The sequence below is a fragment of the Pseudomonas sp. S3_G06 genome (assembly GCF_054667565.1).
Map to the genome: position 1 here is coordinate 155,830 of NZ_CP162738.1, position 21,405 is coordinate 177,234.

The window sequence follows — 21,405 nt, forward strand, 5'->3', positions numbered from 1 at the left end:
TTGCGGCGCGGAGTATCGCACAAGTAGGCGCATTGTTCGCCTGCTGTTTATCGACAGGCACAAACTCTCTCAATGAATCTGCTCAAATCGTTGGCCGCCGTCAGCTCTATCACGATGCTTTCCCGGATTCTGGGTTTTGTTCGTGACACGCTGATCGCGCGGACATTCGGCGCCGGGATGGCCACGGATGCCTTCTTTATTGCGTTCAAACTGCCCAACCTGCTGCGGCGGATCTTTGCCGAAGGGGCTTTCTCCCAGGCGTTCGTGCCGATCCTGGCCGAATATAAAAGCCAGCAGGGCGAAGAGGCGACGCGCACCTTCATTGCCTATGTATCGGGCCTGTTGACGCTGGTGTTGGCGGTTGTGACTGCACTGGGCATGATCGCCGCCCCTTGGGTGATCTGGGCCACGGCGCCCGGTTTTACCGATACCCCGGAAAAATTCCAGCTCACCTCCGATCTGTTGCGGGTGACCTTTCCTTATATATTGCTGATCTCGCTGTCGTCGCTGGCCGGCGCGATCCTCAACACTTGGAACCGCTTCTCGGTGCCGGCCTTCGTGCCGACTCTGCTCAACGTCAGCATGATCGTGTTTTCGCTGTTCCTCACGCCGTACTTCGATCCACCGGTCATGGCCCTTGGCTGGGCGGTGTTGGTCGGCGGTCTGGCGCAGTTGCTCTATCAGCTGCCGCACCTGAAAAAGATCGGCATGCTCGTGCTGCCGCGCCTGAACCTGCGCGACAGCGGCGTGTGGCGGGTGATGAAGCAGATGCTGCCGGCGATTCTCGGTGTTTCGGTCAGCCAGATTTCATTGATCATCAACACCATCTTCGCCTCGTTTCTGGTCGCAGGTTCGGTGTCGTGGATGTATTACGCCGACCGTTTGATGGAATTGCCGTCGGGTGTGCTGGGTGTGGCTCTCGGGACGATTCTGCTGCCAACACTGGCCAAGACCTACGCCAGCAAGGATCGCCACGAGTATTCGCGGATCCTCGATTGGGGGCTGCGCCTGTGCTTTGTGCTGGTGCTGCCGTGCGCATTGGCGCTGGGGATTCTTGCTGAACCGCTGACTGTTTCATTGTTTCAGTACGGCCAGTTCAGTGGCTTTGATGCCGAGATGACCCAGCGTGCGCTGATTGCCTATTCGGTCGGCCTGCTCGGGATTATCGTGATCAAAGTGCTGGCGCCGGGCTTTTATGCGCAACAGAACATTCGCACCCCGGTGAAAATCGCGATTTTCACGCTGGTCTGCACGCAGTTGTTCAACCTGGCGTTGATCGGCCCACTGGCCCATGCCGGCCTTGCCTTGGCGATCAGTGCCGGTGCTTGCCTGAACGCCGGGCTGCTGTTCTATCAACTGCGCAAGCAAAAGATGTATCAACCGCAACCGGGCTGGGGCAAATTCGGCTTCAAGCTGGTCGTTGCAGTGACCGTGATGTCGGCGGTGTTGCTGGCCGGCATGCATTTCATGCCCGCCTGGGATGAGGGGCATATGCTCGAGCGCTTCCTGCGCCTGGGCGCACTGGTGGTGGCCGGTGTGGTGGCGTATTTCGGTATGTTGCTGCTGCTGGGTTTCCGTCTGCGCGACTTCAATCGCAAGGCCTTGAGCTGAGGTTTCAGCCTTCATGAGCAGGCATGAGCCGGCGGTTTTGTCGGCTCGTTCACTTTGCGTTACGGTGTTGCCTGTCGTCGGCCGTCGGGTGTGGTTATAATCGACCACTTTATGAGCAAGAAGCGCGTTATGCAGCTGGTTCGAGGCCTCCACAACTTGCGCCCCCAGCATCGGGGCTGCGTCGCCACTATTGGCAACTTTGACGGTGTTCACCGTGGTCACCAGGCTATCCTGGCCCGGCTGCGTGAGCGTGCGCTCGAGTTGGGCGTACCCAGCTGCGTGGTGATTTTCGAGCCGCAGCCACGGGAGTTCTTTGCCCCCGACACCGCTCCGGCGCGTCTGGCGCGGTTGCGTGACAAGCTGCAGTTACTGGCCGCTGAAGGCGTCGACCGGGTGCTGTGCCTGGCGTTCAACCAGCGGCTGAGCAAGCTCAGCGCCAGTGAGTTCGTCGATACCATTCTGGTCGATGGCCTTGGCGTGCAGCATCTGGAGGTCGGTGACGATTTCCGTTTCGGTTGCGACCGCCTCGGCGATTTCGATTTTCTGATGCAGGCCGGGCAGGTTCACGGTTTCACTGTCGAAGCTGCGCAAACCGTTGAGCTGGACGGCATTCGCGTCAGCAGCACGCAGGTGCGCAACGCCTTGGCTGCGGCCGATTTTGCCTTGGCCGAACGCCTGCTCGGCCGTCCGTACCGCATCGCCGGTCGCGTATTGCATGGGCAGAAACTGGCCCGGCAACTGGGCACGCCCACTGCCAACATTCAACTCAAGCGTCGTCGCGTGCCGTTCACCGGGGTCTATCTGGTGAATGTCGACATCGACGACAAGACCTGGCCCGGTGTCGCCAATATTGGCGTGCGCCCTACGGTGCAAGGGGATGGCAAAGCCCACCTCGAGGTCCATCTGTTAGATTTTGCCGGCGATCTGTATGACCGACGTTTGACGGTGGTTTTCCACCAAAAGCTGCGTGAAGAGCAGCGCTTCGCCTCTCTGGAGGCATTGAAAACGGCGATCAATGCGGATGTCGCCACCGCCCGTGCACTAGCCGCACCTAGCGCCCATCGCTAATGAAGAGCCTTAAATGACCGACTATAAAGCCACGCTAAACCTTCCGGACACCGCCTTCCCAATGAAGGCCGGCCTGCCACAGCGCGAACCGCAGATCCTGCAGCGCTGGGACAGTATTGGCCTGTACGGAAAGTTGCGCGAGATTGGCAAGGATCGTCCGAAGTTCGTCCTGCACGACGGCCCTCCGTACGCCAACGGCACGATCCACATCGGTCACGCACTGAACAAGATTCTCAAGGACATGATCATCCGCTCGAAAACCCTGTCGGGTTTCGACGCGCCGTATGTCCCGGGCTGGGATTGCCACGGCCTGCCGATCGAGCACAAGGTTGAAGTGACCCACGGCAAGAACCTCGGCGCGGATAAGACCCGCGAGCTGTGCCGTGCCTACGCCACCGAGCAGATCGAAGGGCAGAAGTCCGAGTTCATCCGTCTCGGCGTGCTGGGCGACTTCGCCAACCCGTACAAGACCATGGACTTCAAGAACGAGGCCGGTGAAATCCGCGCCCTCGCCGAAATCGTCAAGGGTGGCTTTGTCTTCAAGGGCCTCAAGCCGGTGAACTGGTGCTTCGATTGCGGTTCGGCTCTGGCTGAAGCGGAAGTCGAGTACGAGAACAAGAAGTCCTCGACCATCGACGTTGCGTTCCCGATCGCCGACGAAGCCAAACTGGCTGCGGCCTTCGGTCTGGCCTCGCTGAGCAAACCTGCTGCGATCGTGATCTGGACCACCACCCCGTGGACCATCCCGGCCAACCAGGCGCTGAACGTGCACCCGGAATTCAACTATGCCCTGGTCGATATCGGCGACAAGCTGCTGGTGCTGGCTGAAGAGCTGGTCGAAGCCTGCCTGGCGCGCTACGGCGTGCAAGGTTCGGTCATCGCCACCACCACCGGTAAAGAGCTGGAGCTGATCAACTTCCGTCACCCGTTCTACGATCGTCTGTCGCCGGTATACCTGGCTGACTACGTTGAGCTGGGCGCTGGCACCGGCGTGGTTCACTCCGCCCCGGCCTACGGCGTGGACGACTTCGTGACCTGCAAGAAATACGGCATGGTCAACGACGACATCCTCAACCCGGTACAGAGCAACGGCGTGTACGTGCCGTCGCTGGAATTCTTTGGTGGTCAGTTCATCTGGAAGGCCAACCCTGCCATCGTGGAAAAACTGACCGAAGTCGGTGCGCTGATGCACACCACCGTCATCGAACACAGCTACATGCACTGCTGGCGCCACAAGACCCCGCTGATCTACCGCGCTACTGCGCAGTGGTTCATCGGCATGGACAAGGAGCCAACCAGCGGCGACACCCTGCGCGTGCGCTCGCTCAAAGCCATCGAAGACACCAAGTTCGTTCCGGCCTGGGGCCAGGCGCGCCTGCACTCGATGATCGCCAACCGTCCGGACTGGTGCATCTCGCGTCAGCGCAACTGGGGCGTGCCGATCCCGTTCTTCCTCAACAAGGAAAGCGGCGAGCTGCACCCGCGTACCGTCGAGCTGATGGAAGAAGTCGCCAAACGCGTTGAAGTCGAAGGCATCGAAGCCTGGTTCAAACTCGACGCTGCCGAGTTGCTCGGTGATGAAGCGCCGCAGTACGACAAGATCAGCGACACCCTCGACGTCTGGTTCGACTCCGGCACCACGCACTGGCACGTCCTGCGCGGTTCGCACCCGATGGGCCACGAGAGCGGCCCGCGTGCCGACCTGTACCTGGAAGGTTCCGACCAGCACCGTGGCTGGTTCCACTCGTCCCTGCTGACCGGCTGCGCCATCGACAACCACGCGCCATATCGCGAGCTGCTGACGCACGGCTTCACCGTCGATGAGTCCGGGCGCAAGATGTCCAAATCGCTGGGCAACGTGATCGCGCCGCAGAAGGTGAACGACACCCTGGGCGCCGACATCATGCGTCTGTGGGTCGCTTCGACCGACTACTCCGGCGAAATGGCGGTGTCCGAGCAGATTCTGCAGCGCAGCGCCGATGCCTACCGTCGTATCCGTAACACCGCGCGCTTCCTGCTTTCCAACCTGACCGGTTTCAACCCGGCTACCGACCTGCTGCCGGCCGAAGACATGCTGGCGCTGGATCGCTGGGCGGTGGATCGCACGCTGCTGCTGCAACGCGAGTTGCAAGAGCACTACGGCGAATACCGTTTCTGGAACGTGTACTCGAAGATCCACAACTTCTGCGTGCAGGAGCTGGGTGGTTTCTACCTCGACATCATCAAGGACCGCCAGTACACCACCGGCGCCGACAGCAAGGCCCGGCGCTCGTGCCAGACCGCGCTGTTCCACATCTCCGAAGCGCTGGTGCGCTGGATCGCGCCGATCCTCGCCTTCACTGCTGACGAACTGTGGCAATACCTGCCGGGCGAGCGTAACGAGTCGGTCATGCTCAACACCTGGTACGAAGGCCTGACCGAGCTGCCGGAAGGCTTCGAGCTGGGTCGCGCCTACTGGGATCGCATCATGGAAGTGAAGGTTGCGGTCAACAAAGAGATGGAAATCCAGCGTGCGGCGAAAGCCGTCGGTGGCAACCTGCAGGCCGAAGTGACGCTGTTTGCCGAAGAGGCGCTGAGCGCCGATCTGGCCAAGCTGAGCAATGAGCTGCGCTTCGTCCTGATCACCTCGACTGCCAGCGTTGCACCATTCGTGCAGGCTCCGGCCGATGCAGTGGCCACCGAAGTCAGCGGTCTGAAACTGAAGATCGTCAAATCGGCGTTCCCGAAATGCGCGCGTTGCTGGCATTGCCGCGAAGACGTCGGCGTGAACCCGGAGCATCCGGAAATCTGCGGGCGTTGCGTCGACAACATCAGCGGCGCGGGCGAGGTTCGTCACTATGCCTGATGCCGTTGGCCGTTTCGGACGGCTGAGCTGGCTGTGGTTGAGCTTGCTGGTTCTGGTCATTGACCAGGCCAGCAAGTTCTACTTCGAAGCCAAGCTTGAAATGTTCCAGCAGATCGTGATCATTCCCGACCTGTTCAGCTGGACCCTGGCCTACAACACTGGCGCTGCCTTCAGCTTCCTCGCCGACAGCTCCGGCTGGCAGCGCTGGCTGTTTGCCCTGATCGCGATTGTGGTCAGTGCCGTGCTGGTGGTCTGGCTCAAGCGTCTGGGCCGCAACGACACCTGGCTGGCCGTCGCCCTGGCGTTGGTGCTGGGTGGCGCGCTGGGCAACCTGTATGACCGCATTGCCCTGGGCCATGTGATCGACTTCATTCTGGTGCACTGGCAGAACCGCTGGTATTTCCCGGCGTTCAACATTGCCGACAGCGCGATCACCGTTGGCGCGATCATGCTGGCACTGGACATGTTCAAATCGAAGAAAACCGAAGAGGCTGCTCATGACTGAACCGCTATCGACTGAGCAACGCATCGGCCAAAACACCGAAGTCACCCTGCACTTTGCCTTGCGCCTGGAAAACGGTGACACCGTCGACAGTACCTTCGAAAAGGCCCCGGCGACGTTCAAGGTCGGCGATGGCAACCTGCTGCCGGGCTTCGAAGCCGCATTGTTCGGCTTCAAGGCCGGCGACAAGCGCACCCTGACCGTCGAGCCGGAAAACGCTTTCGGTCAGCCGAACCCGCAGAACGTGCAGACCATCCCGCGTTCGCAATTCACCGACATGGAGTTGTCGCCGGGTCTGCTGGTGATCTTCAACGATGCGGCCAATACTGAGTTGCCGGGTGTGGTGAAGGAATTCGATGACACGCAAGTGACCGTCGACTTCAACCACCCGCTGGCGGGCAAGACGCTGACCTTTGACGTGGAAATCATTTCCGTCAAAGCGATCTAAAAATGCAGGAGTGAGCCTCTGTGGCGAGGGGATTCATCCCCGCTGGGGTGCGAAGCGCCCCCAGACCAGTCAACGGATTCTGAGATAAGTCCGTTGACGGTCTACGACTGCTAAGCAGCCGAGCGGGGATGAATCCCCTCGCCACAACAAGCAGGTCTCCACAGTCTGTTTTCCATTGTTTTCGCGCGCAAGACACGAGGCACAGCATGCAAATCAAACTCGCCAACCCCCGTGGCTTCTGCGCCGGTGTGGACCGGGCGATCGAAATCGTCAACCGCGCCCTGGAAGTCTTCGGGCCGCCGATCTATGTGCGTCACGAAGTGGTGCACAACAAGTTCGTCGTCGAAGACCTGCGCAGCCGTGGCGCGATTTTCGTCGAAGAGCTCGATCAGGTACCCGATGACGTGATCGTCATTTTCAGCGCCCACGGTGTTTCCCAAGCCGTGCGCAACGAAGCCGCCGGTCGTGGCCTGAAAGTCTTCGATGCAACCTGCCCGCTGGTGACCAAGGTGCACATCGAAGTCGCCAAATACAGCCGCGACGGTCGCGAGTGCATCCTGATCGGCCACGCCGGTCACCCGGAAGTCGAAGGCACCATGGGCCAGTACGACGCCAGCAATGGCGGCGCGATCTACCTCGTTGAAGACGAAAAGGACGTGGCCGCACTGCAGGTGCGCGATCCGGAAAGACTCGCCTTCGTCACCCAGACAACCTTGTCGATGGACGATACCAGCCGTGTGATCGATGCCCTGCGAACGCGCTTCCCGGCCATCGGTGGTCCGCGCAAGGACGACATCTGCTACGCCACACAAAACCGCCAGGACGCCGTCAAGCAACTGGCCGACGAGTGCGACGTGGTACTGGTGGTCGGCAGCCCGAACAGCTCCAACTCCAACCGTCTGCGTGAACTGGCTGAACGCATGGCGACTCCGGCGTACCTGATCGACGGTGCCGAGGACCTGCAACAGAGCTGGTTCGACGGCGTCGAGCGCATTGGCATTACCGCTGGCGCCTCGGCACCGGAAGTGCTGGTGCGTGGCGTCATTCAGCAATTGCAGGCCTGGGGCGCGACCGGTGCCGATGAGCTGGCTGGCCGTGAGGAAAACATCACGTTCTCGATGCCGAAAGAGCTGCGCGTCCGTTCGATCTGACCTTTCTGCTTTTGTCGCATAGCGCCTGTTCGGTCTCCTGACTGCCCAGGCGCACGCGACCGGTTGCTGCCAGCACGATCTGCCGCTGGCTGACCGGTTCGCGCGGCGAGCAGATGTGTATTGTCCCCGCCTGAAATCGCCGTCCCGGCATCAGCGGCTGTCCCAGATGACTGAACCGCACATAGCGGCTCACCCACCAGTTGCCGACAATTGGCACCTTCGCCTCACTGGCGCGTTCAACCAGCAGCGGATTGCTGCCGTCCTCCGGCCCCCTGCCGCTTCGATCCAGAATGATCCGCCAACCCTGACTCCAGTCACCGTCGATGCCATGGATCACCACGCTCTGATTGTGCGTGATCGCCAGTGTGCGAGCGTGGCGGATGCCTTCGAGCAGCGACTGCGCCGCGTGGTCGCGTTGAGTCGCCTGTTTGAGCGCGGCGAACGCCGGGCTGACCAGCAGCAGAACAATTGCGCCAATCGCCAGTCCCATAAGCAGTTCAATCAGACTGAAACCGTGTTGCGGCATGAAAAATCCCTCCGTGGCATGGTATGAGCAGCGCAATCCGTGCGCCGCGCAGGGCAAATCAGTCGGCGGGTGCCGAGCGAATGTTCTAGCGTGTAAAAGCAGGTATAGCCGACAGCAACGGAGGGCATCGATGGATCTTCGTACAAAAGGTTTCACGCTGGTCGAGTTGCTGGTCGCCATCGCGGTATTCCTGATATTGATCACGCTGGCGGTGCCGGCCTTTACCCGTACGATCCAGAGCAGCAAGGCGGATACCGAAGTCGGCGACTTGCAGCGGGCGATCAATTTCGCTCGCCTCGAAGCGATCAATCGCGGCGTGACCACGCGTCTGCGTCCGACCGCTGGCGGCAGTGTCTGGACCGGTGAGCTGGCGGTCTACGACAGCACTGGCAATCCGGCCAATGTGTTGCGGGTTGTTCCAGCGATGAGCAGTGGCGCGACTCTGACGCTACCCTCAGGAGTGACCGCACTGGATTTCAACAATCTTGGTGGTCTGGCGGCACCGTCGACGGCGGTAGTCATCGGTTACACGCTGGGCACGCAAAGCAGGACGCTGAACGTGTGTTTGAACGGACGCATTCAACTGGGTGGAAATTGCGGATGAGGGCAGGGAGCAAAAACGCACAGGAGGGCATGACGCTGATCGAAGTGCTGGTCGCGCTGCTGATTCTTACGGTCGGGCTGTTGGGCGCAGCGGCGGTGCAGCTCAATGCGCTGAAGTACACCGACAGTTCGCGGATGACCAGTCAGGCCAGCTTCATCGCCTATGACATGATGGATCGCATCCGCGCCAATTCCGGCGCCAACTACACCGTTACGCCACCGACCTCGGGCAATCTCAGTAATGCGCGGGACCAGGACCTCTACGACTTCACCACCAACATCGCCAACTTCGGCGGCCCGACCGCGACGGGCAGCATCACCCTCAACCAGCGGGTCTATACCATCACCATTACCTGGAGCGACGCGCGCGCGGCGAACGCTGCCAGTGCCCAGCGCAGTTTCGTGTTGACCAGCCGGGCGGCGGTCGATCCGGTGGCCACGCCATGAAGCACACCAGCCGTGGTTTCGGCCTGATCGAGTTGCTGATAGCTCTGGCTTTGGGGTTGATCGTCGTACCCGGTGTGGTGCAGATTTTCATCGCCGCAAAAAACACCTACGTCAGCCAGAACAGCGCCGCAGCGATGCAGGAAGATGCGCGCTTCGTCCTCAGCAAAATGATTCAGGAAATCCGCATGGTCGGCATGTTCGGCTGCCTCGGCACCATCGTCGACTCCAGTTCGGCAGGGGATTTCAACGCCGCGCAGCTCATCCCGATCAACTGGGATAACGCCAGTCTCAAGCTGACCCTGGTCACCGCCGATGTCGGCAGCGGCGGGGGCACACCGACCTGGACGGTAGTTTCCGATTGTCGCAACAGCGCGGTCGCCTACAGCGGATTGCGCAGCCCGACCACGGGGCAGATCGCGTTCCCGATCCGCCGTCTGGTCTACAGCTTCAGTAACAACCAGATTCTCATGGGCACCGGCAGCGGCAATCCGGCGCAGCAAGTGCTGGTGAACAATGTCAGTGCCTTCAACGTCACCTTTGGTCTGGCCAGCTCGGCGACCGACGTGGCGGCCTCGACCTACAGCAGCAACCCCGGCGATCCCGCGCGCATTCGCAGTGTGCGCCTGAGCCTGACCCTCACCGACCCGAACAATCGGGTGCGCAATCAAACCTTCAACGTGGTTGCGGCATTGCGCAACCGCTTGCCATGAGGGGGCGGCGATGAGGATTTCCTTGCAACAACATAAGGCCCAGCGCGGCATGGTCTTGTTGGTCAGTCTGGTGTTTCTGCTGTTGCTGACATTGATCGGTTTGTCCTCGATGCAGAGCGCCAACCTGCAAGAGAAAATGGCCGGCAGCGTAAGCCTGCGCAATCAATCATTTCAGGCGGCCGAAGCGGCATTGCGTGTGGGCGAAAGCGCAGTACAACTGGACAGTTATTCGTTGGCGGTGTGCAGCGGCACGAGTCAATGCCTGCCGCCAGCGGAGTCGTCAGTGGTCAGCTCGGCAGGTTTCAATTCGACCTCCGGAGTGACCTGGATCGCTGCCGGTAATGGCTTTTATGGCGTGCAGAACATCGGCACGACCCTGACGGCGGTGAACGTGCCGAGTAACACCTCGGCAACCCTGTATCGAGTCACTGCGGTTGGCATCGCCGGCAATTCGCGTAGCGTGGTGGAGAGTGTCTATGCGAAGTATTGAGCGCGGCCTGTCGCTGCTGGTCGGCATGCTCCTGAGCCTTTATCTGGCGGCACCGGCCTGGGCTTTCACGCCGTCCGATTCGCCATTGCTGAGCGCGGCTGCGGTGGCGCCCAACGTGATGCTGCTGATCGATGATTCGGGGAGTATGAACAGCATCATTTACGCCGCCGAATTCAACCCTAACGTCAACCGCACTCCCGCCCGCCAGTGCAATGCCTTCCTCGGATTGTGCTCTGCACTCAATGCGCCGCAGATTACCGGCGACACGGTGTTTCTATCGAGCCTGCCAACCTCCGGCTGCTCGGGAGGCGCGTATGCGTTCTACAACAACAGCGTGGCGCCGTTGTGCCTCAAGCTCCCCGACCCCGTAGGCAACGAGAACACTCGGTATTCCGCCGATTACATTTCCTACATAGTCAGCCTCGCCAACAGCAACGGCACCCGCGACTTCACCACGGGGGCGATTCCCAACGATTACCGGATGAACGTGGCGCGCAACGTTTCCACCGCACTGGTGAGCAGCAACCGCACCTTGCGCATGGGCCTGTCGACATTCAATCCGGCGACCAGCAGCAACCCGGGCAACGGCGGTTTCATCGCTCGCTCGATCACCGATTTGTCACCCGTCGCGGGCAGCGTCACCCAGGCCCAGGCAGACACCAACTACAACGCGCTGATCTCATCGATCAACGGCTTGAACGCCGTGGCCAACACGCCATTGGCCGAGAGCTATTACGAAGTCACGCGCTACATGCGTGGCTTGGCGCCTTACTACAACGGCACGCCGGCGACCTATACCAGTCCGATTCAATACCGCTGCCAGAAAAACTACGGCGTGGTGATTACCGATGGCTTGCCGACCTATGACCGTACCTTCCCGACCAACGATCCGCTGGGGGGCAGTCGGTTGCCGAACTGGGATGGCGTGAATAATGACGGCGACAACATCAACGGTGACGGCGAAGGCGACACGCTGTATCTGGATGACATAGCCAAATTCGCCTTCGACATCGACATGCGCTCGACCGGTACCGACGCCGCCGGCAAGAGCTGGAACGCGGTGGATTTTCCCAGGCAGAACATGAACACCTACACCGTGGGTTTCGCTGCGGATAACGATATGTTGTCCGACGCCGCCAGTTATGGGCAGGGCAGGTATTACCAGGCGACCGACAGCTCCGGGCTCAATGCGGCGTTATCGTCGGCACTGAGCGATATCACTTCCAAGGCCGGCTCCGGTGGTGCCGGTGTTGCCAGCAGCAGTACGTTGACCAGTGGCAGCAGTTTTTACCAGACAACCTACGATCCCAAGGATTGGCGCGGCACGATCAGGTCGTTTGGATTCACCTCGACCGGAACAGTGAATACCTCGGCTGTGCAATGGACGACCGACACCACCATCGTGCCCTCTGCCACCGCGCCGACTTTCCAGTCATGGAACACCGCGAGCAACACGCCAATTGCCCTGGCACTTCTCAACTTTTCCCCGGCGCAGCAGACTACGCTGAATCAGGGGTTGCCCGCCGGAATCAACGGCAATGATCTGGTGGAGTGGAGCAAGGGGACCAACAAGGCCGGGCTCAAGGTGCGCACTGCGCTGCTCGGCGACATCATCAATTCGCCGCTGGTGCTCGCGTCGCCTTCGGACAAGACCGCATCCGACCTGACGGGGGACAGCAGTTACACCAACTACCTGACGACCAAGGCTGCGAACATGAATACCAGCCTGGTGGTGAACGCCAACGACGGTTTCGTCAACGTGATCAACTCGGCGAACGGCACCCGCCGTTATGCGTATATGCCCTCCAGCGTTCTGCCTTCCTTGCGTCTGATCGCGGACACCAATTACGTCAACGGCGTCAGCCACAAGTTTCTCGTGGACGGTCAGGTCGGTGTGTTCGATGCACAGGCCGGCACTACCTGGAAAACCCTGGCCATTGGCGGAACGGGGGCCGGTGGCAAAACCTTCTACGGGCTGCAACTGTTCGATGCCTCGGCAGGCAACGTGATCAAGGCACTGTGGGAAGTCAGTGCGCCGGCCACGGCCAATGCGTCGAATGCTTTCAATGATCTGGGTTACGCCTACGCGCGTCCGGAAGTGGCACGCTTGGCCAATGGTCGCTGGGCGACATTCATCGCCAATGGTTACGGCAGCAATTCGGGGGTTGCAGCGTTGTATGTGCTGGATGCGCTGGATGGTTCGCTGATCAGGAAAGTCGTCATCGACGGCACGGAAACCGGCAACGGTCTGTCTTCGGTAAAACTCAGGGTCAATTCCTCGAACGTGGTGCAGGCTGCGTATGGTGGAGACCTGAAGGGACGCATGTGGAAGTTCGACTTGAGCGCGACGGCGCCGGAAAGCTGGGGCGTGGCGTTTGCCGGCAAGCCTTTGTTCACCGCCCCAGGCGGAGCAACGCAGCCGATCACCGCGCAACCGCTGCTGGCGGACAACCCACAGGGCGGCAAGCAGGTGTTCTTTGGCACCGGCAAGTTCAACGAGACTGCCGACAAGAGCAACAAGGATCTGCAGGCGTTCTATTCAATCTGGGACGCAGAGGGTGGGGCCGGACAAATCACCGTCAGCAGTTTGCAGGCACAGGCGATCACCGGTTCGTTCTCCGGCAGTTCCGGGCAGTTCCTGACCACCAGCCAGAATGAAACGACGTATCCGGGAGAAAAAGGCTGGTATTTGCCGCTGGTGTACAACAACGTGCTGACCGGCGAGCGAGTGATCAACCAGGCCAGCATTGTGCTGGGGCGAGTCGTTTTTACCACCGCCAGCGTCGATACCACCGACCCTTGTTCGAGCTTTGGTACGGGCAGGTTGGTCGAACTCGATGCGTTCAACGGTAAGATGCTCAACTACGCCGTGATTGACACCACTGGCGACCGTTTGGTCGACAGCAATGACATGATATCCAGTGGCGTGATTTTTACCGGCGGCATTCCGACCCTGAACTTCATCTCCGCTAACGGCGAGCGCAAGGGCACGACTGATACCAGCGGCGCGGTCACGGTCATTGTGGAAAAAGGTGGCGGCGGCAGCCGTCGTATCATGTGGCGACAAATCCAGTAAGCGAGAATTTGAGGCATGCGCAGATCCAGCCGAGGCTTTACCCTGATCGAGATCATGATCGTCATCGCGATTATCGGGATCATCCTCACCATCAGCATCCCCAGCTACAACGAATACGTGAAGAAGGGCCGTCGCGCCGAAGTGGTCTCGCTGCTCTCGGAGCAGGCGCAGACCCTCGAACGCTTCTACACCCGCAACAATGTCTACACCGGCGTCACCGGACTGAGCACGGGCAATGATTTCTACACCATCACCCCGACGCTGACCGACCAGACCTTTGTGCTGACCGCGATTCGTAAAACCGGTTCGGCCATGGCGACCGACAAGTGCGGGGATTTCACCCTGACCAACACCGGCGTGCGAAGCATGAACAATGCGACCAGCGGAGTGACCGCCAAGGATTGCTGGGGCCGCTGACGCACTCTCTTTCGGGCGCCTTTTGCGCCCACTGTCTTTTTTACGGTTGGATCGAACATGACCAGGCAACAGCAAGTGGTGATTGTCGGTGGCGGGGTGATTGGCCTGCTCACTGCCTACAATCTTGCCTCCGAAGTGCGCAGCGTAGTGCTGCTGGATCGCTCGAATGTCGGCCAGGAATCGTCCTGGGCTGGCGGCGGCATCGTCTCGCCGTTGTACCCGTGGCGCTACAGTCCGGCAGTCACCGCGCTGGCGCATTGGTCGCAGGATTTTTATCCACAGCTCGGCGAGCGCTTGTTTGCCGCCACGGGGGTTGATCCTGAGGTGCACACCACTGGTCTGTATTGGCTGGATCTGGATGATGAAGCCGCAGCCCTGGCCTGGGCCGAGCGGGAAAATCGGCCGCTGCGGGCTGTGGATATCTCGGCGGCACATGACGCGGTGCCGGTGCTCGGCAGCGGTTTCAGCCGAGCGATCTACATGGCCGATGTCGCCAACGTGCGCAATCCACGGCTGGTCAAATCGCTGAAAGCCGCGCTGCTGGCGCTGCCGAATGTGACGATTCATGAGCAATGCGAAGTCAGTGGCTTCGTCCGCGAGGGCGAGCGCGTGGTCGGCGTGGAGACTTCGACGGGGTTGATCAATGGCGACCAGATTGTGCTGACGGCGGGAGCGTGGAGCGGTGATCTGCTCAAGACGCTGAACCTGACGCTGCCGGTCGAACCGGTCAAAGGCCAGATGATTCTCTACAAGTGCGCGGCTGATTTCCTGCCAAGCATGGTGCTGGCCAAGGGGCGTTATGCGATCCCGCGTCGCGACGGTCACATTCTGATTGGCAGCACGCTGGAGCACGAGGGTTACGACAAGACCCCGACCGATGTAGCGCTGCAAAGCCTCAAGGCCTCGGCGATCGAATTGTTGCCGGCGCTGGCGGATGCCGAAGTGGTCGGGCACTGGGCGGGACTGCGGCCGGGGTCGCCGGAAGGCATTCCGTTTATTGGCCGGGTGCCCGGGTTCGAGGGGTTGTGGCTGAACTGCGGGCATTACCGCAACGGGCTGGTGCTGGCGCCGGCATCGTGTCAGTTGTTTGCTGACGTGATGCTGGGGCGGGCGCCGATTATTGATCCGGCGCCGTATGCGCCTGAGGGCCGGATTTAGTCAGAGGCTGGTAGACCGCCTTCGCGAGCAGGCTCGCTCCCACAGGAATACTCATTCCAAATGTGGGAGCGAGCCTGCTCGCGAAGGGGCCTTTAATCCAGGCCCAATTTCTTCAGCCGATAACGCATCGACCTGAACGACAGACTCAACCGCTGCGCCGCAGCCGTGCGGTTCCAGCGGGTTTCCTCCAGCGCCTGCAAAATCAGTTTGCGCTCGACGCTCTCCAGATAATCCTCGAGGTTGTCGATCTGTGTCAGATCGGCCATCGCCCCGTCCGCCGTGCAATTGCCTTCGCTCAAGCGCAGATCCTGCGCCTCGATCGTACGGTTTTCACACAGGGTGTGCGCGCGTTCGAGGACGTTCTCCAGTTCGCGCACATTGCCGGGAAAGCGATAGTTCTTCAGCGCCTCCAGCGCTTGCGGGTGCAGGCGCGCTTCGGGTTGTCCGGTGTCTTTGGCCAGGCGCTTGAGCACGTGCATGGCAAGCGCCTCGATGTCGTCGCGGCGTTCGCGCAGGGACGGCACGCGCAGTTCGATGACGTTGAGCCGGTAATACAAATCCTGGCGGAAGCGTTCGGCCGAAACTTCGGCTTCAAGGTCTTTGTGCGTGGCGCAAAGGATGCGCACGTCCACCACCGTTTCCTGCTGGCCACCGACGCTGCGCACGGCTTTTTCCTGAATCGCTCGCAGCAGTTTTACCTGCATCGACAGCGGCAGGTCGGCGACTTCATCGAGAAACAGAGTGCCGCTATGGGCCGCTTGAAACAGCCCGGGCTTGTCCTCGACGGCACCGGTGAAGCTGCCTTTGCGGTGACCGAAGAACTCGCTTTCCATCAGCTCTGACGGAATCGCCCCGCAGTTCACCGGCACAAACGGCTGGCTGGCGCGCGGACCTTGTTCGTGGATCAGACGGGCGACCAGTTCTTTGCCGCTGCCGGATTCACCACTGATGTACACCGGCGCTTGACTGCGTGCGAGCTTGTCGATCTGCCTGCGCAGATTGGCCATCGGCGGCGAGTCGCCCAGCAAGCGTCGCTCGATTGCCGTGCTCAAGCCGCCCGCTGTCGGCAGGCGCAGCGCCGAGCTGACCAGTTCGCGCAAGCGCGGCAGTTCCACCGGTTTGGTGAGGAAGTCGAACGCCCCGGCCTTCAGCGCATTGATCGCAGTTTCCAGGCTTCCGTACGCCGTGATCATCGCCACCGGCAGGTGTGGATCGCGTTGCTGAATGTGTTGCACCAGCTCCAGCCCGGTGCCGTCGGGCAGGCGCATGTCGGTCAGGCACAGGTCAAAGTGCTCGCGCTGCAACAGCGCCTGAGCTTCGCCCAGATTGCGTGCGCTGAAGGTCTCGAGTTTCATCCGTCCCAGGGTGATTTCCAGGAGCTCGCGGATATCCGGTTCGTCGTCGACGATTAGAATTTTTTGCCGTGGGCTTGTATTCAACTTTGTTTCCGTCCGTGAGCAAAAGTGATGCAAAAGCAGCCGCCGCCTTGGCGTGATTTGAAGTCTAGGCGTGCCTGGTTGCTTTCGCACAGCTCACGGGACAGATAAAGGCCAAGACCGGTGCCCTGGCTGCTGGTGGTGAAGAACGGCTCAAACAGATGCGCCTGTTCCTCGGCCGACACGCCGGGGCCGTTGTCCTGCACTTCGAGCACTGCCAATTGGCTTTCGGGGTCGACGAACAGTGCCAGCCAGACGTCGGCCTGCTCGTGCAGTTGGGCACTGTGACGCCAGGCGTTGCGGATCAGATTGTCGAGAATCTGCCGCAGCTGGTTGGGGTCCATCAGCGTGGTGAAATCGCCGGAATTGATTCGCAGATGAATGTGCTGGCGCTCGTTGGCCTGCTCGCGGGTTTCGCCGACGAAGTCTTCCAGCCACGGCTTGAGGTCCAGCCGTTGCGGCGCGCTTTGCTGGCGGCGGGACAGTTGCAGGACGTTTTCGATGACTCGGTTCATGCGCTGGGAGTGGTCTTGAATAATCTGCGTCAGACGCCGATCTGCGCTATCGAGTTCCTCGGACTCGGCCAACAGCTGCGCGGCATGACTGATCGCGCCCAGTGGATTGCGAATTTCATGGGAGATGCCGGCGGTCAAACGCCCGAGCGCAGCGAGCTTGAGTTGCTGCGCCTGTTGGGTGATTTGCGCCAGGTCTTCGAGAAACACCAGCGTCTGCTGGTTCGGACTCTGCTCAAGGGCGATGAAGCTGGGTTGCAGCTCAAGGCCATTGCCGGGGATTTTCAGGCTCTGCGGGCGCAAGGTCGGGTTGTTGCGCCACAGTTGCAGACGCTCGACCAGTGCTGGCGAATATTCGTCGACCAAATGACCTTGCAGGTGACTATGCCCGAGCAGACTCTGCGCACTGTGATTGGCCAGTTGCACCCGGCGTTGCTCGTCGAGCACCAGAATCCCCGTGCGCATGCGTTGCAGGATCAACGCGTTCAGCGCCTCCAGGCTGACCACCTCGCTGGCGCGCTGTTCGGCCAGGGTCTCGCTGACTTCGAGGCGGCGGATCAGCCCTTGCACCAGCAATGAGGCGGCGAAGCACAGCGCGCCGAGGGTGCCGGCTTGCAAGTAGGCGTTGGCGCTCAAGGGGCGGCTGAGCCCGAGCAGAAAGCTCAGGCCGACAATGCCGATCGCCGCAATGGCGGCAATCAGCAGGCCGATGCGTCGGCGCAGCAGGGTGTTGCTGATCGCCACCGAGACCACCAGCAAATTGCCCAGCGCACTGGCCACGCCGCCCGCCGCGTAGAACAGGCCGCACAACAGCAGCACATCGACGAGCGCCAGGGTGAACAACTGCGCCGGGCGCCGGGTGTTTTCAAGGAACACCACCAGCAGCATGTTGATGATCAGGTACAGCCAGCTGCCGCCGCGCAGCAGGTCGTCGTTGGCTGACGTCAGCAGGCGGTTGTCCATGTTGCTGGAGATCAGCAGCACCAGAGTGATGCCGACACTTAAACGGTACAGGTGATAAAGGCGCAGCAGACGCTGCGCCTGTTTCTGGTCGGCGTTGGCGGCCTCAGCGACCACTGGCGTCCGGGCCTTGCTCGAGATGAGCCTGGCTGCAATACCACTGTTGCTGGTTGCCCAGCGCGCGGTCGCGCGGCAGGTGCACGCCGCAGTGGGCGCAGCGCACCATCGGCGGCGCGTCCTGTTCGCGCGGCGATCGGGTGGACGAGGCGGGGGCCTTGAATTTGCGCCAGAGCCAGATGGCGGCGAAGATCAGGGCAATCCAGAACAATAAACGAAGCATGATGAGCGGCTTTTCGACTGATGATCCGGCAGTTTAGCCAAGGACCCGATCAGCGCACAGCCTATTAAAGCGCGGCAATAAAAAAGGGAGATCTGCAGATCTCCCTTTTTCGTACAGCCGGTGTGATCAGTCGAACACGCCGAAGGTCATGTAGCTGAACCACGAGCGATCGGTGTCGCTGGATTCCGGCTCTGGCTCTTCGATCACGTCGCCGTTTTCGTCCTTAGGCTTGAGCTCGTTCGGGATCGCATCTTTCGCGTCCTGGAACTGCTTCTGCACGTCCTGGTTGGCGCGGGTTTCGCCCGGCGGCAGCGGTGGACGCGATTCGATCAGGCCCAAAGTTGCCTTGCTCAGGAACGAACGGTTGTCGGCCTCGGCTACACGTGGCACGAACTGGCCATCTTGCAGGCTCGGGTGGTCCGGGTAGTTGAGCTTCAGGGTTTCCAGGCTGGTGGCTGCCAGATCGTCGAGATGCAGACGCTGGTAAGCCTCGGTCATCACCGCCAGGCCGTCGCCGACCGATGGGGTTTCCTGGAAGTTTTCCACGACATACTTGCCACGGTTGGCAGCGGCTACATAAGCCTGACGGGTCAGGTAGTAGTCGGCGACGTGGATTTCGTAGGCGGCCAACAGGTTGCGCAGATAGATCATGCGCTGCTTGGCGTCCGGCGCGTAGCGGCTGTTCGGGTAGCGGCTGGTCAGCTGCGCAAACTCGTTGTACGAGTCGCGGGCGGCGCCCGGGTCACGCTTGGTCATGTCCAGCGGCAGGAAGCGCGCCAGCAGGCCGACGTCCTGGTCGAACGAGGTCAGACCCTTGAGGTAGTACGCGTAATCCACGTTCGGATGCTGCGGATGCAAACGAATGAAACGCTCGGCGGCAGACTTTGCAGCTTCCGGCTCGGCGTTCTTGTAGTTGGCGTAGATCAACTCCAGCTGAGCCTGATCGGCGTAGCGACCGAACGGATAACGCGACTCCAGAGCCTTCAGCTTGGCTGTGGCGCTGGTGTAGCTGTTGTTGTCCAGGTCAGTCTGAGCCTGCTGATACAGCTCGGCTTCGCTGAGGTTTTCGTCTACGACTTCCTTCGATGAGCAAGCAGCGGTCAATGCGAGGATGGCGATCAGCAGCAGGTGTTTCACTTGCATGGCGGCTTGCGTCCCTATGACGGCCGCTGTCTTGGGCGGGGCCGTCCTGTTATGATGAGCGCCCCGTTGAAAAGCCTCGGGGCAAAAGACGCCGTATTTAACCACAAGCGCGCAGCCGAAACCAAAGGCTGTGCCGACGCCCAGTCCGAGCATGTCCGATAAAATTGAACTTCGCGCAGAGGTGCCGTCCGAATTGGGCGGCCAACGCCTCGATCAAGTCGCCGCCCAACTCTTCGCTGAGCACTCACGCTCGCGCCTTTCCGCCTGGATCAAAGAAGGTCGCCTGACTGTGGACGGGGCGGTGATCCGCCCGCGCGACATTGTGCATGGCGGTGCCGTCCTTGAGCTGACTGCCGAGCAGGAAGCCCAGGGCGAGTGGATCGCCCAGGACATCGAGCTCGACATCGTCTATGAAGACGACGACATCCTGGTGATCAACAAGCCTGCGGGCCTGGTGGTGCACCCGGCTGCCGGTCATGCCGATGGCACCCTGCTCAACGCTTTGTTGCACCATGTGCCGGACATCATCAATGTCCCGCGCGCCGGCATCGTGCATCGTCTGGACAAGGACACCACCGGTCTGATGGTGGTGGCCAAGACCATTCAGGCGCAGACCAAACTGGTTGCGCAATTGCAGAGCCGCAGCGTCAGCCGTATCTACGAGTGCATCGTGATCGGCGTGGTCACCGCCGGTGGCAAGATCAATGCGCCGATCGGTCGTCACGGCCAGCAACGCCAGCGCATGGCAGTGATGGAAGGCGGCAAGCCTGCCGTCAGCCATTACCGCGTGCTCGAGCGTTTCCGTTCCCACACCCACGTGCGGGTGAAGCTGGAAACCGGTCGGACCCACCAGATCCGTGTGCACATGGCGCACATCAACTTCCCGTTGGTCGGCGATCCGGCCTACGGCGGGCGTTTCCGCATTCCGCCTGCGGCCAACCCGACCATGGTGGAATCGCTCAAGCACTTCCCGCGTCAGGCGCTGCACGCGCGCTTCCTTGAACTCGATCACCCGACGAGCGGTGAGCGCATGAGCTGGGAATCGCCGCTGCCGGAAGATTTCGTCTGGCTGCTGACCCTGCTCAAGCAGGATCGCGAGGCCTTCGTCGGATGAACTGGCTGACGCCGGACTGGCCTGCGCCGGCCAGCGTCAGGGCCTGTGTCACCACCCGCGAGGGTGGTGTCAGCGAGGCGCCGTTCGACAGCCTGAATCTGGGTGATCACGTCGATGATCGCCCGCAAGCGGTGGCCGAAAATCGTCGCCGCTTGACCGAGCACTTCTCCATACAGCCTGCCTGGTTGCAGCAAGTGCACGGGATCACCGTTGCCCATGCTGATCCGGGCATCGTTGCGACTGCAGATGCCAGTTGGACCACAATGCCGGGTATTGCCTGCGCGGCGATGACGGCGGACTGCCTGCCGGCGTTGTTCTGCGATCGTGCGGGCACTCGCGTAGCGGCGGCCCATGCCGGTTGGCGTGGCTTGGCAGCGGGTGTGCTTGAAGCCACCCTCGACAGCCTCGATGTTGCGCCTGAAGACGTTCTGGTCTGGCTCGGCCCGGCCATCGGCCCGCAAGCCTTTGAAGTCGGCGCGGAAGTGCGCGAAGTCTTCGTCAAGCAGTTGCCGGAAGCGGCGACAGCCTTCGTGCCGAGCCACAACCCTGGCAAGTTCATGGCTGACATCTATGAATTGGCGCGCCTGCGTCTGGCAGCCCGTGGTGTAACAGCGGTTTACGGCGGCGGTTTCTGCACCGTGACCGATCCGCGCTTCTTCTCCTATCGCCGTGCGTCGCGCACCGGTCGTTTCGCCTCTCTTGTTTGGCTCACCCGCTAAACTCTCTGATCTGCATCAACTCTCCGACGCTTGAATCTCCCAGAATCGACCGCATCTACAGTGGTATCTGGCAGGTTTCTTTATTCAGGATGGTTTCTTAGGTCCGGCCTGCTCAAAAGGAAGGTGACC

20 protein-coding genes are annotated in these 21,405 nt (G+C 60.9%); 15 read left to right on the top strand and 5 right to left on the bottom strand.

Annotated features, from left to right (window positions below; translation table 11 throughout):
* Positions 1 to 72: 72 nt before the first annotated feature.
* The 6 genes from murJ (at position 73) to ispH (ending at position 7,625) form a co-directional block, all read left to right on the top strand.
* A complete protein-coding gene (murJ, locus tag AB4N47_RS00715) occupies positions 73 to 1,611 on the top strand; it encodes a murein biosynthesis integral membrane protein MurJ (protein WP_016773124.1) in 1,539 nt (512 codons plus the stop codon).
* 129 nt (positions 1,612 to 1,740) lie between these two features.
* The gene (ribF, locus tag AB4N47_RS00720; protein WP_341639220.1) at positions 1,741 to 2,679 is read left to right on the top strand and encodes a bifunctional riboflavin kinase/FAD synthetase; all 939 of its coding nucleotides are present in this window, start codon (positions 1,741 to 1,743) and stop codon (positions 2,677 to 2,679) included.
* 13 nt (positions 2,680 to 2,692) lie between these two features.
* Complete coding sequence (gene ileS / locus AB4N47_RS00725) at positions 2,693 to 5,524, top strand: isoleucine--tRNA ligase (RefSeq protein WP_133339081.1); 2,832 nt, start codon at positions 2,693 to 2,695, stop codon at positions 5,522 to 5,524.
* The gene (gene lspA, locus AB4N47_RS00730) at positions 5,517 to 6,029 is read left to right on the top strand and encodes a signal peptidase II (protein WP_122506674.1); all 513 of its coding nucleotides are present in this window, start codon (positions 5,517 to 5,519) and stop codon (positions 6,027 to 6,029) included. The genes ileS and lspA overlap by 8 nt, the downstream gene beginning before the upstream one ends.
* A complete protein-coding gene (gene fkpB / locus AB4N47_RS00735) occupies positions 6,022 to 6,474 on the top strand; it encodes an FKBP-type peptidyl-prolyl cis-trans isomerase (RefSeq protein WP_206421544.1) in 453 nt (150 codons plus the stop codon). The genes lspA and fkpB overlap by 8 nt, the downstream gene beginning before the upstream one ends.
* A 206-nt stretch (positions 6,475 to 6,680) precedes the next feature.
* Positions 6,681 to 7,625 (top strand): 4-hydroxy-3-methylbut-2-enyl diphosphate reductase, encoded by a 945-nt coding sequence (ispH, locus tag AB4N47_RS00740; RefSeq protein ID WP_016773129.1) that lies wholly within the window; start codon positions 6,681 to 6,683, stop codon positions 7,623 to 7,625.
* On the opposite strand, the gene AB4N47_RS00745 is transcribed toward ispH, so the two are convergent.
* Entirely contained in the window at positions 7,582 to 8,151 is a 570-nt protein-coding gene (locus AB4N47_RS00745; RefSeq protein ID WP_341639219.1) for a GspH/FimT family pseudopilin, read from the bottom strand. The two genes, ispH and AB4N47_RS00745, sit on opposite strands and share 44 nt — an antisense overlap.
* A 130-nt stretch (positions 8,152 to 8,281) precedes the next feature.
* Here AB4N47_RS00745 and AB4N47_RS00750 point away from each other — a divergent pair, with 130 nt between their 5' ends.
* Genes AB4N47_RS00750 through thiO form a run of 7 tightly spaced genes read left to right on the top strand, consistent with a single transcriptional unit; the run spans position 8,282 to position 15,052 of the window.
* A complete protein-coding gene (locus tag AB4N47_RS00750; RefSeq protein WP_041477800.1) occupies positions 8,282 to 8,755 on the top strand; it encodes a GspH/FimT family pseudopilin in 474 nt (157 codons plus the stop codon).
* Positions 8,752 to 9,201, top strand: coding sequence for a type IV pilus modification protein PilV (gene pilV, locus AB4N47_RS00755; RefSeq protein WP_016773132.1), 450 nt, complete (start codon positions 8,752 to 8,754; stop codon positions 9,199 to 9,201). The genes AB4N47_RS00750 and pilV overlap by 4 nt, the downstream gene beginning before the upstream one ends.
* The gene (locus tag AB4N47_RS00760) at positions 9,198 to 9,911 is read left to right on the top strand and encodes a PilW family protein (protein WP_341639218.1); all 714 of its coding nucleotides are present in this window, start codon (positions 9,198 to 9,200) and stop codon (positions 9,909 to 9,911) included. Before pilV ends, AB4N47_RS00760 begins: the two co-directional genes overlap by 4 nt.
* Before the next feature lie 10 nt (positions 9,912 to 9,921).
* Positions 9,922 to 10,401 carry a pilus assembly PilX family protein gene (locus tag AB4N47_RS00765; protein ID WP_341639217.1) on the top strand — a complete coding sequence of 160 codons (480 nt, stop codon included), beginning with the start codon at positions 9,922 to 9,924 and terminating at the stop codon, positions 10,399 to 10,401.
* On the top strand, positions 10,388 to 13,477 hold the full coding sequence (locus AB4N47_RS00770) for a pilus assembly protein (protein ID WP_341639216.1): 3,090 nt from the start codon (positions 10,388 to 10,390) through the stop codon (positions 13,475 to 13,477). The genes AB4N47_RS00765 and AB4N47_RS00770 overlap by 14 nt, the downstream gene beginning before the upstream one ends.
* Positions 13,478 to 13,492: 15 nt before the next feature.
* A complete protein-coding gene (locus AB4N47_RS00775) occupies positions 13,493 to 13,894 on the top strand; it encodes a type IV pilin protein (protein WP_341639215.1) in 402 nt (133 codons plus the stop codon).
* A gap of 57 nt (positions 13,895 to 13,951) precedes the next feature.
* Positions 13,952 to 15,052: a glycine oxidase ThiO gene (gene thiO / locus AB4N47_RS00780; protein ID WP_341639214.1), complete on the top strand. Its 1,101-nt coding sequence runs from the start codon at positions 13,952 to 13,954 to the stop codon at positions 15,050 to 15,052.
* A 92-nt stretch (positions 15,053 to 15,144) separates the two neighbouring features.
* On the opposite strand, the gene AB4N47_RS00785 is transcribed toward thiO, so the two are convergent.
* From AB4N47_RS00785 to AB4N47_RS00800, 4 genes are all read right to left on the bottom strand, one after another.
* Positions 15,145 to 16,491 (bottom strand): sigma-54-dependent transcriptional regulator, encoded by a 1,347-nt coding sequence (locus AB4N47_RS00785; RefSeq protein WP_341639213.1) that lies wholly within the window; start codon positions 16,489 to 16,491, stop codon positions 15,145 to 15,147.
* Complete coding sequence (locus AB4N47_RS00790; RefSeq protein WP_341639212.1) at positions 16,488 to 18,077, bottom strand: sensor histidine kinase; 1,590 nt, start codon at positions 18,075 to 18,077, stop codon at positions 16,488 to 16,490. The genes AB4N47_RS00785 and AB4N47_RS00790 overlap by 4 nt, the downstream gene beginning before the upstream one ends.
* Positions 18,067 to 18,300 (bottom strand): PP0621 family protein, encoded by a 234-nt coding sequence (locus tag AB4N47_RS00795; RefSeq protein ID WP_263217740.1) that lies wholly within the window; start codon positions 18,298 to 18,300, stop codon positions 18,067 to 18,069. Before AB4N47_RS00795 ends, AB4N47_RS00790 begins: the two co-directional genes overlap by 11 nt.
* Positions 18,301 to 18,426: 126 nt before the next feature.
* Positions 18,427 to 19,443 (bottom strand): outer membrane protein assembly factor BamD, encoded by a 1,017-nt coding sequence (locus AB4N47_RS00800; RefSeq protein WP_016773139.1) that lies wholly within the window; start codon positions 19,441 to 19,443, stop codon positions 18,427 to 18,429.
* Between the two features lie 151 nt (positions 19,444 to 19,594).
* On the opposite strand from AB4N47_RS00800, the gene rluD reads away from it, so the two are divergent.
* Positions 19,595 to 20,557 (top strand): 23S rRNA pseudouridine(1911/1915/1917) synthase RluD, encoded by a 963-nt coding sequence (rluD, locus tag AB4N47_RS00805; protein WP_016773140.1) that lies wholly within the window; start codon positions 19,595 to 19,597, stop codon positions 20,555 to 20,557.
* The gene (pgeF, locus tag AB4N47_RS00810) at positions 20,554 to 21,276 is read left to right on the top strand and encodes a peptidoglycan editing factor PgeF (protein ID WP_341639211.1); all 723 of its coding nucleotides are present in this window, start codon (positions 20,554 to 20,556) and stop codon (positions 21,274 to 21,276) included. The genes rluD and pgeF overlap by 4 nt, the downstream gene beginning before the upstream one ends.
* Positions 21,277 to 21,405 lie beyond the last annotated feature (129 nt).

What these genes read in the sequence shown, in the direction of transcription:
- AB4N47_RS00765 (WP_341639217.1), top strand. Translation starts at nt 9,922, where the DNA reads ATGAGGATTTCCTTGCAACAACATAAGGCCCAGCGCGGCATGGTCTTG.
- ileS (WP_133339081.1), top strand. Translation starts at nt 2,693, where the DNA reads ATGACCGACTATAAAGCCACGCTAAACCTTCCGGACACCGCCTTCCCA.
- AB4N47_RS00775 (WP_341639215.1), top strand. Translation starts at nt 13,493, where the DNA reads ATGCGCAGATCCAGCCGAGGCTTTACCCTGATCGAGATCATGATCGTC.
- AB4N47_RS00770 (WP_341639216.1), top strand. Translation starts at nt 10,388, where the DNA reads ATGCGAAGTATTGAGCGCGGCCTGTCGCTGCTGGTCGGCATGCTCCTG.
- AB4N47_RS00795 (WP_263217740.1), bottom strand. Translation starts at nt 18,300, where the DNA reads ATGCTTCGTTTATTGTTCTGGATTGCCCTGATCTTCGCCGCCATCTGG.
- AB4N47_RS00750 (WP_041477800.1), top strand. Translation starts at nt 8,282, where the DNA reads ATGGATCTTCGTACAAAAGGTTTCACGCTGGTCGAGTTGCTGGTCGCC.
- ribF (WP_341639220.1), top strand. Translation starts at nt 1,741, where the DNA reads ATGCAGCTGGTTCGAGGCCTCCACAACTTGCGCCCCCAGCATCGGGGC.
- fkpB (WP_206421544.1), top strand. Translation starts at nt 6,022, where the DNA reads ATGACTGAACCGCTATCGACTGAGCAACGCATCGGCCAAAACACCGAA.
- thiO (WP_341639214.1), top strand. Translation starts at nt 13,952, where the DNA reads ATGACCAGGCAACAGCAAGTGGTGATTGTCGGTGGCGGGGTGATTGGC.
- AB4N47_RS00760 (WP_341639218.1), top strand. Translation starts at nt 9,198, where the DNA reads ATGAAGCACACCAGCCGTGGTTTCGGCCTGATCGAGTTGCTGATAGCT.
- rluD (WP_016773140.1), top strand. Translation starts at nt 19,595, where the DNA reads ATGTCCGATAAAATTGAACTTCGCGCAGAGGTGCCGTCCGAATTGGGC.
- AB4N47_RS00800 (WP_016773139.1), bottom strand. Translation starts at nt 19,443, where the DNA reads ATGCAAGTGAAACACCTGCTGCTGATCGCCATCCTCGCATTGACCGCT.
- murJ (WP_016773124.1), top strand. Translation starts at nt 73, where the DNA reads ATGAATCTGCTCAAATCGTTGGCCGCCGTCAGCTCTATCACGATGCTT.
- AB4N47_RS00745 (WP_341639219.1), bottom strand. Translation starts at nt 8,151, where the DNA reads ATGCCGCAACACGGTTTCAGTCTGATTGAACTGCTTATGGGACTGGCG.
- pilV (WP_016773132.1), top strand. Translation starts at nt 8,752, where the DNA reads ATGAGGGCAGGGAGCAAAAACGCACAGGAGGGCATGACGCTGATCGAA.
- lspA (WP_122506674.1), top strand. Translation starts at nt 5,517, where the DNA reads ATGCCTGATGCCGTTGGCCGTTTCGGACGGCTGAGCTGGCTGTGGTTG.
- pgeF (WP_341639211.1), top strand. Translation starts at nt 20,554, where the DNA reads ATGAACTGGCTGACGCCGGACTGGCCTGCGCCGGCCAGCGTCAGGGCC.
- ispH (WP_016773129.1), top strand. Translation starts at nt 6,681, where the DNA reads ATGCAAATCAAACTCGCCAACCCCCGTGGCTTCTGCGCCGGTGTGGAC.